This window comes from Streptomyces sp. NPDC060209 (genome assembly GCF_042728155.1).
Lineage (GTDB): Bacteria > Actinomycetota > Actinomycetes > Streptomycetales > Streptomycetaceae > Streptomyces.
On the sequence record NZ_JBHWZS010000280.1, the window covers coordinates 1 to 11,208 of the forward strand.

Consider the following 11,208-nt stretch of genomic DNA (forward strand, 5'->3'; position numbering starts at 1 on the left):
GCGCCTGCCGGAGACGGCACCGGCAGGGCCAGCATGGCCACCGCGGGCACCATGACGCCGGGTACGAGCTATGACGGCCGCGGAGGCGACGGTCGACAGCCACAGCGCGTCGCCCGGGCCTGCGGGTGGGGAGGGGTGCGGGCCTCGGAGGCGAGGCGGGCCGTCGCCGACCATGACATCGAATCGATGTACGTATCGATTCGATGTTGGATGTGGGAGGATGGCAGCATGCTGGAACTCGCCATACTGGGCTTCCTCGCCGAAGGTCCCCTGCCGGGCCACGAACTGCGTCGACGGGTCTCCCAGCTCACCGGCTTCACCCGCCCGGTCAGTGACGGCAGCCTCTACCCGGCCATGAACCGGCTCGCCAAGCTCGGTCTGCTGGAGCGCCGGGCCGACCCGCGAGCGGGCGCCGCCCGCTACGTGCTCAGCCTGACTGCGGCCGGTCGCGCCGACATGCTGAAGCGGCTGCGTGAGCCGGCCGAACACGAGATCACCGACTTCACCCGGTTCTCCACGATCCTGGCCTTCCTCTCGCAGCTGCCCGACGCCACCGAGCGGAACGCGGTCCTGCGCCGCCGCCTCGCGTTCCTGGAGGAGCCCGCCGGCTTCTTCTACGACGGCGACCGCCCGATGACCGCCGAGCAGATCACCGATCCGTACCGGCGCGGCCTGCTCCTCACCGCCCGCGCCACCAGCCGGGCCGAGCGCGCCTGGCTCCGCGAAGTCCTTGGCGCGGAAGCGCCCGACCGTCCCTGAAAGACACGGAGGTACGTCCATGCTCGCGTCCTGGTACGAACGGCAGGGTCCGGCCGCCGACACCCTGCACGTCGGGGAACTGCCGGACCCCGAGCCCGGCCCCGGCGAGGTCCGCGTGCGCGTGACCGTGTCCGGCGTCAATCCTGGCGACACCAAGAAGCGACGCGGCTGGCTCGGCTCGTCCATGCCGTATCCCCGGGTGATCCCGCACAGTGACGCCGCCGGAGTCATCGACGCCGTAGGAAGCGGTGTCGACGCACACCGGGTGGGCCGGCGGGTATGGGTGTACGGCGCCCAGTCCTACCGGCCCTTCGGTACCGCCGCCCGGCACACGGTCGTACCGGACCTGCAAGCCGTGCCACTTCCCGACCACCTCGGCGACGAACTCGGGGCGAGCCTCGGCATCCCCGGCATCACCGCCCACCGCGCCGTGTTCGCGGACGGCCCCGTCGACGGCCGGCTCGTCCTCGTACACGGTGTCCTCGGCGGCGTGGGCTCACTCGCCGCCCAACTCGCCGGCTGGGGCGGAGCCACCGTCATCGGCACCGTGCGCCGCGCCGGTGACCTGAACAGCGTCGACCCGGCCCTCGTCCCCCACGCCGTAGCTCTGGACACGGAGGACCCGGCGGCAGCGATCCGCGCGCACGCTCCGGACGGCGTGCACCGCGTCATCGAAGTGTCCCTGTCGGCCAACGCCGACCTCGACAACGCGGTCACCGCACCCGATGCCGTCATCGCCGCCTACGGAACCCACGACGACCGCACAGAACTCCCCTTCTGGCCAATGCTGTTCAACAACATCACCCTGCGCCTGCTCGGCAGCGACGACTTCCCGCCCGAGGCCAAGCGCCAGGCCGCCCGCGACCTCACCGCCGCAGCCGCCGTCGGCGCCCTCCGCGTCGACATCGCCGACCGCTACCCGCTCCAGGACATCGTCGAGGCCCATGACCGTGTCGATGCGGGCGTGCGTGGCCGGGTGCTGGTCTCCGTCCCTGACTGACGCCATCTGATCGTGCCGTCCGGTCGGTGTGATGCCGACATGGGGAGCGGCCCGGCTTCTCCGTCTACGCGGCGTCGACACGACACCATTGTGCGGGTGCTACTTCATCAGTAGTGCGACTCTGGAACAGGTGCCCGTTCGCGCTACTGCCGCGAACAATTCTGCGCGGTCACGACCGGCGGTAGCGCGGTTCTCTCGGCCGTCGAGAAAGGTGTTCGTCGATGAACAGCGCGGGAGCGGAACGGGCACGGGTGCTGGGAGAGCTGATCGCAGCGAGTCATCTGATGACTTTGGAGCAGTTGCCCGGCACGGTGGCGTCGCACGCTGCCCGGGCGGGCTGGCCCCGGGTGCTGATCTATCTGGCCGATCTGCAGCAGGAGCGGCTGCACCTGCTTGTCGGCAATCTTGACGTCGGCCGCCCCGGCGCCGACGTTCCGGTTGATCTGTCCGTCGAAGGGACCGTGGCCGGGCGGGCCTTCCAACTGGGACAGGTCTTTCCCACCTCGGCTTCCGCGAGGGGGCAATGGTGGGTCCCGCTGCTGGACGGCGCCGAGCGTCTGGGTGTGCTCCGGGTCGGCGTGCCGGGCGCACGGATCGAGGCGGACGAGGATCTGAACAGGCTCGCCGGACTGATCGCCCTCCTCCTGGAGAGCAAGCGTGGGACGAGCGACTCGTACTCCCGGTTGGTCCGCCGTCGGAAGATGAACGTAGCGGCCGAGATGGAATGGCAGCTGATGCCGCCGCGCACTTTCGCCACCGACCGAGTCCTGATCAGCGCGGTCATGGAACCGGCCTACCAAATCAGTGGCGATGCCTTCGACTATGCGCTGGCCGGGGAGACCGTGCATCTTTCCGTCTTCGACGCCATGGGCCACGACACCGCCGCCGGATTGACCGCCAACCTCGCGTTGGGCGCCGCCCGCAATCATCGCCGCCAAGGGGCTGACCTCCTTCAGACAGCCGAAGGCGTCGCGGACACCCTGACCGGGCAATTCGCGGGCAGCCGCTACGCCACAAGCATCCTGGCCGACCTTCATCTGGCCACCGGCGTGCTGACCTGGACGAACTACGGCCACCACCCCCCGGTTGTCATCCGCGGCAACCGTACCGTCGTGCACCTGTTCTGCCCGCCCGCGCCCCCCATGGGAACCGGGCTGGGCGTGCCAGGCACCGTACGCCACGACCAGCTGGAACCTGGGGACCGTTTGCTGCTCTACACCGACGGCATCACCGAAGCGCGCAACCGAGAAGGGCGGGAATTCGGTCTCACCGGCCTGACCGACTTCCTCATCCGCCACCACACAGACGGCCTTCCCGTACCGGAAACCCTCCGGCGGCTGATCGGGCACCACCTGGCCCACCACTACGACCGCCTGAACGACGACGCCACGGTGATGCTCCTGGAGTGGCACGGCCCGACCCCCTACCAACCCACCCAGTTGCAGGCGCTGACAGGTTTGCCCCCCACCTCCGACGCGGAGGCGATCGCCTCCGCATGGGCCCAGCAACCCGCTGACGCCGCCGGCACCGGTGGGGCCGGGAAGCTTCCCGTCAGTCCGCCGAACAGAACGTGACGAGTGAGTCGGCCGGCCGGCCCGGGCAGCCTCACCATGCCTCTGAACTGTGCACATACCCGAGCGTGAGACCTTGGGCTTGAACTGGAAGGCAGCATGCTGACCAGTCGTTCTTCCTGTATCGCCGCCTCGGGTACTCGCATCGGAGGCTTCCCCGGCCTCATCACGATGTTCCGGCGCGATGCCCAGGGGGCGGTGCATGGAAGAGCGGAAACGCCCTGGTGCGCCGTACCTGCGCTGGCCGCATCACGTCCAGCAGTGACAGCATTGGAGAGGCGGACAACCGAACAGCGTGAGGAGCAGCGATGCGTACTCGCCCGTCCGACGTCACGCAGGATCCGAGGACGGTCGTAGGTCTGGACGGCTCGGAGCATGCCTGGGCCGCCGCGCTCTGGGGTGCGGCCGAGGCGGCGCGGCTTCACCGAGGCCTGTCGCTCGTGCACGCCGCGGACCTGGACCGCCTGGACCGGTTCGCTTCGTTCGAGACGTCCGAGCACGTACGGGACACCGGCAACGCCTTGCTGACGAAGTCGGCGGAACAGATCCGGCAGCGATTCCCCGATCTCGACGTCACTGTCAAGTTGAGCCGCAGGAAGCCGGTTCCGGCCCTCCACGCTTCGGTCCGGCCTGGCGGCACGATCGTCGTCGGCAGCAGAGGGAGCGGTGGGTTCGGTCCCCTCCTGCTCGGATCGGTCGGTCTGGGGGTCGTCATCGGCAGTCCCGCGCCCGTCGTCGTCGTCCGTGGTGAGCTCGAACGCGAGGACGGCACGCCCGTCACGGCTGCCGTACGGGACGAGCACGACGCGCAATGGCTGGTCCGCGCCGGACGCGAAGCCGAGGCCCGCAACAGCCCTCTTCGGTTGGTGAGCGTCCGGAACCTGCTGGCCAGGTTCGGCGAGCGTCAGGCCCCGCGCGATGACGCCGAGCGACCTGGGGCTCCTGGCGAGCAGCTGCTGGTCGACCTGGCCTCCCGGGTCCGCGAAAGCAGCCCCGGCCTCACCGTGCAGACCGAGGTGGTCACGGCCCGGTCCACAGCGTCCGCCCTCGTCGAGGCGAGCCGGCACGCAGATCTCCTGGTGATGGGGAGCCATGAGCGGCGCAGTGCCTCCGTCCTGGGGCTGGGCCACGTCGTGCACACGCTGCTGCACCACTCCCACTGCCCGGTCCAGATCGTGCCCTACCGGCGTGAGGAGAGGGGAGTCGTCGAGGAAGGGCTCAGGGAGGACGAAGGCTGATATCGGCTCCGCGGGGCGAGCGCGCGCTCGCCCGGACCGAGGAGGGACCATGCAGAGCGATCCACGGATTCTGACTCTGGACGGACCCGTGGTCGTCGGAACCGACGGCACCAAGGACGCGGCCCGGGCTGTCCGCTGGGCGGCTTCCGAGGCGGATTCCAGGGGCCGGCCTTTGAGCATCGTCCATGCCACCAGGACCGAATCAGGGCATGCTCATCTGTCCGGCAGCGGGGTGCAGCGGGCGAAGGGCCTTGCCGCCGAGGTGCTGGCCGAGGCGGCGGAGATCGCGAGAGAGACCGCTCCCGGTCTCACGGTCTCAACCACGGCATGCCCGTACGAGACAGCGTCCTGCCTTCTCGGCGAGGCCGGCAAGGACGGCACGGTCGTCGTGGGGACCCGTGGGCACGGAGGGTTCCTGGCCCTGCTGGTGGGCTCCGACGCTCTGCGGACAGCTGCCCGGGCACATGTGCCGGTCGTCGTGGTGCCGCGGCAGGAGCACAGTCGGCCGACGGAGGTCGTCCTGGTCGCCGCACGGGACGAGCGGGACCGGGAAGCGGTACGCCTCGCCGCCGACCTGGCACTGCGTCGCGGTGCGGCGCTGCGCGTGTTCAGTGCCTGGATCTTCCTCGAGAACGTCGGCAGCATGGCGACGATGTTCGGCGATCCTGCCGATCTCGCGACGGCGGAGGCGGCGGAAACCACACGTGTCGTCGCCGAACTGCGGGCCGACCATCCCGGTCTTCCGGTGTCCCACGACATCGTTCGAGCGGCATCGGCCGCCGCCGTGCTGGTGGCGGCCACCTCCGACGCCGACGCGGTGGTCATCGGTTCGCGCAGGCGGTCCTCCCCCGTCGGCGCTCCTCTGGGACACGTGACGCACGCGGTCCTGCACCACTCGCACTGCCCGGTGCTCCTCGTCCCGCTCTCCCACCGGGGCTGACTCCCACCGTACCGGGCACACCTGCGTGACGGCCGGACGGGTCGTCGACGTGACACTCCACGGGTACGGGCGCGTGGGGCCTGCTTGTCAACGCCCCCCACCTGCCACTACTGTCGCCACGCCTTGGTGAACGGGAAATCGGTGTGATGCCGGTGCGGCCCTCGCCACTGTGATCGGGAAGTCCGGCTCCGGCCCTCACGGGCAGCCACTGGGTCCTTGTGACCCGGGAAGGCGGAGTTCGGGCGGTGGTACCCGTAAGCCAGGAGACCGGCCAAGGCACTTCAACCATCCACGAGGTGCTGGAGAGGGTCTGCTCAGTCATGCACATAGCCGAGGGTTTTCTGCCTCCGGCGCACGCGATCGCCTGGGGTGTCGCGTCCGCGCCGTTCGTCGTCCACGGAGTCCGGTCACTCACGCGTGAAGTCAGGGAGAACCCTGAGAGCACGCTGCTTCTGGGGGCTTCCGGGGCCTTCACGTTCGTTCTTTCCGCATTGAAGATCCCCTCCGTGACGGGAAGTTGCTCGCATCCCACGGGTACGGGTCTGGGCGCCATCCTGTTCCGCCCGCCGATCATGGCGGTGCTGGGCACCATCACCCTGCTGTTCCAGGCCCTGTTGCTCGCCCACGGCGGCCTGACCACGCTCGGCGCCAACGTCTTCTCGATGGCGATCGTCGGGCCCTGGGCGGGGTACGCGATCTACAGGCTGCTGCGCCGGTTCGACGTGCCGCTGATGGTGGCGGTGTTCTTCGGCGCGTTCGTCGCCGACCTGTCCACCTACTGCGTCACCAGCGTGCAGCTGGCACTCGCCTTCCCGGACCCGAGCAGCGGTTTCCTGGGCGCGCTCGGCAAGTTCGGCTCCATCTTCGCGGTCACCCAGATCCCGCTCGCGGTGAGCGAGGGGCTCCTGACCGTGCTGGTGATGCGACTCCTGGTGCAGTCCAGCAAGGGGGATCTGACCCGGCTCGGCGTGTTCCTCGCCGGCAAGCAGGCCCGGACCAGGACGGCCGAGACCGAGGCGGTGGCCCGATGAACAAGAACACGAAGATCAACGCCCTGCTCCTGCTCGTCGTGGCCGCGCTGGCCGTCCTGCCCCTGGCCCTCGGCCTCGGCGACGGCGAGAAGGAGCCGTTCACGGGTGCCGACGCCCAGGCCGAGACGGCGATCACCGAGATCGATCCCGATTACGAGCCCTGGTTCTCTCCGCTGTACGAACCGCCGTCCGGTGAGATCGAGTCGGCGCTGTTCGCCCTTCAGGCCGCGCTCGGCGCGGGTGTCCTCGCCTACTACTTCGGCCTGCGGCGCGGGCGTCGTCAGGGCGAGCTGCGCGCGACCGCGGGCGGCGGCGGGGCCGAAAGCGGCGCCGGTGAGACCACGGCCCGAAGGACCTGAGCGCACGTGCTGCCGATCGACGCGGCGGCGCACAGCAGTCGCTGGCGCCGCCGCCATCCCGTGGACAAAGCCGTGCTCGGCCTGGGACTCACGGTGCTGGCCATCTCCCTGCCCCCCTGGCCCGGCGCGGCCCTGATCCTCGTCGCCGCCCTGGCCGTACTGCTGGGGCCGGCGGGGGTTACCGCCCGCCATCTGTGGCGGGCGTACCGGGTGCCCCTGGGTTTCTGCGTCACCGGGGCCGCCACACTCCTCGTACAGGTCGGCGGGCCGGAAGGGCTCGTCACCCTGGCCGACGGGGGGCCGGTCCGCGCCGGTGAGCTGCTGCTGCGCACCTCGGCCGCGTCACTCGGGGTGCTGCTGTTCGCCTTCACCACCCCGATGTCCGACCTGTTGCCCCGTCTGGTCAAGGCGGGGGTGCCCGCGCCGGTCGTCGACGTGGCCCTGGTGACCTATCGCATGAGCTTCCTGCTCCTCGACTCGATGCGCCGGATCCGGGAGGCCCAGGCGGCCCGGCTCGGGCACACGACCCGGGCCGCCACCTGGCGGTCCCTGGCGGGCCTCGGGGCCACCGCGTTCATCAGAGCCTTCGACCGCGCGGCACGGCTCCAGGCGGGACTGGCCGGGCGCGGGTACGACGGAACCCTGCGCGTCCTGGTACCCGAGGCTCGTGTCTCCGTCCGGTTCGTGGCCGTGAGCGTCGCGCTGCTCGCGGCCCTCACCGCCCTGACCTTCGTCCTGGAAAGGCCGCTGTCATGAGCGAATCCGTGCTGCTCGCCCTGCGGGGCGCGTCCTTCGCGTACGAGGAAGGCCCTGCAGTGCTCAGTGGCCTCGACTTCGAGGCTCACGAAGGGCGTGCGCTCGCCCTCCTCGGCCGGAACGGCAGTGGGAAAACCACGCTGATGCGGCTCCTCAGCGGCGGACTGCGCCCACGGGACGGCCAGTTGACGGTCGAGGGCCGTCCCGTCACGTACGACCGAAAGGGGCTCACCAGGCTGCGTACCAGCGTCCAACTGGTGGTGCAGGACCCGGACGACCAGCTGTTCGCCGCGTCCGTCTCCCAGGACGTGTCGTTCGGACCACTGAATCTCGGCCTGCCCGACGCCGAGGTACGCGCCCGGGTGGACGAGGCGCTCACCGCCCTCGACATCACCGCGCTGGCGGACCGGCCCACCCATCTCCTCTCCTACGGACAGCGCAAACGGACCGCCATCGCGGGCGCGGTCGCGATGCGGCCCCGTGTGCTGATCCTCGACGAGCCGACCGCCGGGCTCGATCCGGACGGCCAGGAACGACTGCTGGACACACTCGGCGTTCTCCGGGACGGCGGCACCACCGTCATGATGGCGACCCACGACGTCGATCTCGCCCTGCGCTGGGCCGACGACGCCGCACTCCTCACCCCGGCCGGTGTCCGCGCCGGGCCCGCGCCCGCGATGCTGGCCCGTACCGATCTCCTGCGGGAGGCGGGGCTTCGGCTGCCGTGGGGCATCGCGACCACTCAGCTGTTGCGCACACATGGCCTGTTGGGCGAAGCGGAACCCGGCCCGCGTACCCCCGAGCAGCTCGCGGCGGGCTTCGCCCCGCAGGCGTGCGCCGGACGGGCATCGACCGACGGCTGACGCCCCTGAGGCCGGGGCCGGCCGGCCCCGGCCTCGCCGGGGTGCCCGGAGCGCGATCGACGGCATCCCGGCCCCGGGGCCGAGCGGGCGAGGGTGCCGGCGGGGCGATTCCGAGGGTCCGGGTGACGGACGGATATATGAGGACGAGCGACTCCGTACGCCGGCGGGGCCGCTGCGGACGGGGGCCGTCCGTACGACTCCGCGAAAGTCGCCGTGTCCACCTCAGGCGACAAAGTCCGCGCGTGAGCACGGCGCCGAGCTCACGAAGCGTGTACTGATCCGACGACCTATCAACTAAACGTCAGCCGTCTTTCCCGCGGGTTAACACACACGCACAGGCGAACCACTGTGCGAATATGACGCGCGACTCCCGAACGGCATATGCATGAGCCACGCAGTCGCGGATGATCTCAAATAGTGAGAACCGAACGTGAGGCACATCCCCAGGCCACAGAGGTTCGGCGAATGATTCAGCTCGTTGGGCATCGACTTTCGGACTCTTCACAAAGGGTTAACTCCATAATCCCTCCGGCCTGTTAGCGTCCCTAAGGAAGAGTGAAGTCCATGAGGAGGTGAAGCGTGCGCGTGGCGGCAGTCCGGTTCGTGCTCGCGTTCCTGATGGGCTTCCTATTGGCCCCGCACTCCGGCACGCCGTCGACGGATGCACACGCGTCCGCCCCGGGAATTCGGGCGGACAGCCTTCCGAATGCGACCGCCGGAGAGGCGCACGTCGCCTACGGCACGTGCGGCACACCCGATCGCGGGGGTGACCCGAACGGCCTTCTTCGCCATCGCGACCGGCATCGCTCCGCGACCGTTCCCGCTCCTGAGGCACCGCCACGTTCCGCGGTGACGAGCGACGTCGGCGGCATGCTCGGCCCCGCGGCCGTCGCTGCGATGGGCAACGCGCACCACACCTCCAGATCCTCGACCGCACACTCCTCCCCCGTGCTCCAGGTGTTCCGCTGCTGAGCTGACCCGAGGCATTGGGCGTGCTGCCCCCCTGCCCGCACTCCTGCGGGACTCATCGACGGGGGGTCATGCCGACCTGCCCTCCAAGCCCCAGTTCTCGTACGCATACCGACGCGCCGCACTCGGGCGCGCCAGGAGGAACCACTGGCATGCAATCCCACGTCGATCACCACGCGGACCACGCGGTAGAAGCACCGCACATCAGCGACAGCGCCGTCTGGGCACCCCCGCCCGGCGACGTGCGCTCGGCCCCCTTCCGCACGGGATGAGGGCCGCCATGGACCGCGTCACCAAGTTCCCTCACCTGCGGCAGGACTTCGCCGCGTCACTCGTCGTCTTCCTCGTCGCTCTGCCCCTGTGCGTGGGCGTCGCCGTCGCCTCGGGGGTCCCTGCCGAGCTGGGTCTGATCACCGGCATCGTGGGCGGCCTCGTCACCGGCTTCATGCGCGGCAGCAGTCTCCAGGTGTCGGGGCCGGCCGCCGGTCTCACCGTGCTCGTCTTCGAGGCCGTCCAGTCCTTCGGACTGCCCGCGCTCGGCGTGATCGTGCTGACGGCGGGGCTGCTTCAACTGGCCATGGGCGCACTGCGGCTGGGCCGCTGGTTCCGGGCCATCTCCGTCTCGGTCGTCGAGGGAATGCTCGCGGGCATCGGCCTCGTCCTCATCGCGGGGCAGCTCTACGCGGCCGCCGGCGTCGAGGCACCGCTCTCCGGTACGGGCAAGATGGCCGGCATCCCGGGGCTGGTGGCCGACGCCGTGTCCAGTACGGCCGCTCTCGCCTCGCTCGCGCTCGGCGCCGGAACCATCGCTCTGGTGGTGGGGTGGAGCAGGATGCCGAAGCGGGTACGGGCCGTCCCGGGCGCACTGGCCGCGGTCGTGCTGGCCACCCTCGCCACGCTGGTGTTCGGCCTGCCGGTCGAGACGGTCCAGGTTCAGGGACTGCTCGACGCCGTCCAGACCCCGGCCCTCTCCGAGTTCGGCGGGCTCGCGAGCCTGGGCCTGCTCGGAACCGTGGCGGCCTTCACCCTGATCGCATCCGCTGAAAGTCTGTTCAGCGCCGCCGCGGTGGACCGGCTGCACGACGGACCGCGTACCCAGTACGACAAGGAGCTGATGGCCCAGGGGACGGGCAACACCGTGTGCGGCCTCCTCGGCGCGCTGCCGATGACCGCGGTCATCGTGCGCAGCTCGGCCAACGTACAGGCGGGCGCGCGGACCCGGGCCTCCCGGGTGCTGCACGGTGTCTGGCTGCTCCTGTTCGCGGCGCTGCTTCCGTCCGCGCTGGCTCTCATCCCCCTGCCCGCCCTCGCCGGCATCCTCATCCACGCCGGATGGAAGCTGATCCCGCTGCGGTCGCTCGTGGCGCTGTGGCGTGAGCACCGCGGCGAGGCTCTGATCCTGGTCGTCACGGCCCTGGCGATCGTGACGGTGAACATGTTCGAGGGTGTTCTGACCGGCCTGGCCCTGTCGGTGGCCAAGGCCGCCTGGGACGCCTCCCACATCAAGCTGGAGGTCGTCGACAGCAGTGCCGACGGCGTCCGGGCGCGGCTGTCGGGCAACGCGACCTTCCTGCGGCTGCCGAAGATACTCGACAGCCTGGAAGCCCTGCCCAAGGACCGGCCCATCGCACTGGACCTCTCCGGCCTGCACCATCTGGACCACGCCTGCCGCACGGCCCTGGAGAACTGGGCGCAACGGCACAGCTCGTCCGGTACCGAGCC

10 protein-coding genes and 1 riboswitch are annotated in these 11,208 nt (G+C 70.3%); all 10 genes read left to right on the plus strand.

Annotated features, from left to right (window positions below; genetic code table 11):
• Window positions 1–228: 228 nt before the first annotated feature.
• Window positions 229–759 (plus strand): PadR family transcriptional regulator, encoded by a 531-nt coding sequence (locus ACFWFI_RS34510; protein WP_387398142.1) that lies wholly within the window; start codon window positions 229–231, stop codon window positions 757–759.
• A gap of 19 nt (window positions 760–778) precedes the next feature.
• On the plus strand, window positions 779–1,759 hold the full coding sequence (locus tag ACFWFI_RS34515) for an NADPH:quinone reductase (RefSeq protein ID WP_387398144.1): 981 nt from the start codon (window positions 779–781) through the stop codon (window positions 1,757–1,759).
• A 251-nt stretch (window positions 1,760–2,010) separates the two neighbouring features.
• A complete protein-coding gene (locus ACFWFI_RS34520) occupies window positions 2,011–3,333 on the plus strand; it encodes a PP2C family protein-serine/threonine phosphatase (RefSeq protein WP_387398146.1) in 1,323 nt (440 codons plus the stop codon).
• Window positions 3,334–3,638: 305 nt separating this feature from the next.
• On the plus strand, window positions 3,639–4,568 hold the full coding sequence (locus ACFWFI_RS34525) for a universal stress protein (protein WP_387398148.1): 930 nt from the start codon (window positions 3,639–3,641) through the stop codon (window positions 4,566–4,568).
• Between the two features lie 49 nt (window positions 4,569–4,617).
• Window positions 4,618–5,508, plus strand: coding sequence for a universal stress protein (locus ACFWFI_RS34530; RefSeq protein WP_387398149.1), 891 nt, complete (start codon window positions 4,618–4,620; stop codon window positions 5,506–5,508).
• 107 nt (window positions 5,509–5,615) lie between these two features.
• A riboswitch (cobalamin riboswitch) is annotated at window positions 5,616–5,799 on the plus strand.
• 29 nt (window positions 5,800–5,828) lie between these two features.
• Complete coding sequence (locus tag ACFWFI_RS34535; protein WP_387398151.1) at window positions 5,829–6,539, plus strand: energy-coupling factor ABC transporter permease; 711 nt, start codon at window positions 5,829–5,831, stop codon at window positions 6,537–6,539.
• Window positions 6,536–6,898, plus strand: coding sequence for an energy-coupling factor ABC transporter substrate-binding protein (locus tag ACFWFI_RS34540; protein WP_387398153.1), 363 nt, complete (start codon window positions 6,536–6,538; stop codon window positions 6,896–6,898). Before ACFWFI_RS34535 ends, ACFWFI_RS34540 begins: the two co-directional genes overlap by 4 nt.
• Before the next feature lie 6 nt (window positions 6,899–6,904).
• A complete protein-coding gene (gene cbiQ, locus ACFWFI_RS34545) occupies window positions 6,905–7,654 on the plus strand; it encodes a cobalt ECF transporter T component CbiQ (RefSeq protein WP_387398155.1) in 750 nt (249 codons plus the stop codon).
• Window positions 7,651–8,517, plus strand: coding sequence for an energy-coupling factor ABC transporter ATP-binding protein (locus ACFWFI_RS34550; RefSeq protein ID WP_387398158.1), 867 nt, complete (start codon window positions 7,651–7,653; stop codon window positions 8,515–8,517). The genes cbiQ and ACFWFI_RS34550 overlap by 4 nt, the downstream gene beginning before the upstream one ends.
• A 1,249-nt stretch (window positions 8,518–9,766) precedes the next feature.
• The coding region (locus ACFWFI_RS34555; protein WP_387398160.1) for a SulP family inorganic anion transporter at window positions 9,767–11,208 on the plus strand (1,442 nt) is incomplete at its 3' end.

Coding starts and splice junctions, on each gene's coding strand:
- ACFWFI_RS34510 (WP_387398142.1), top strand. CDS start 229: ATGCTGGAACTCGCCATACTGGGCTTCCTCGCCGAAGGTCCCCTGCCG.
- ACFWFI_RS34515 (WP_387398144.1), top strand. CDS start 779: ATGCTCGCGTCCTGGTACGAACGGCAGGGTCCGGCCGCCGACACCCTG.
- ACFWFI_RS34525 (WP_387398148.1), top strand. CDS start 3,639: ATGCGTACTCGCCCGTCCGACGTCACGCAGGATCCGAGGACGGTCGTA.
- ACFWFI_RS34530 (WP_387398149.1), top strand. CDS start 4,618: ATGCAGAGCGATCCACGGATTCTGACTCTGGACGGACCCGTGGTCGTC.
- ACFWFI_RS34535 (WP_387398151.1), top strand. CDS start 5,829: ATGCACATAGCCGAGGGTTTTCTGCCTCCGGCGCACGCGATCGCCTGG.
- ACFWFI_RS34540 (WP_387398153.1), top strand. CDS start 6,536: ATGAACAAGAACACGAAGATCAACGCCCTGCTCCTGCTCGTCGTGGCC.
- ACFWFI_RS34550 (WP_387398158.1), top strand. CDS start 7,651: ATGAGCGAATCCGTGCTGCTCGCCCTGCGGGGCGCGTCCTTCGCGTAC.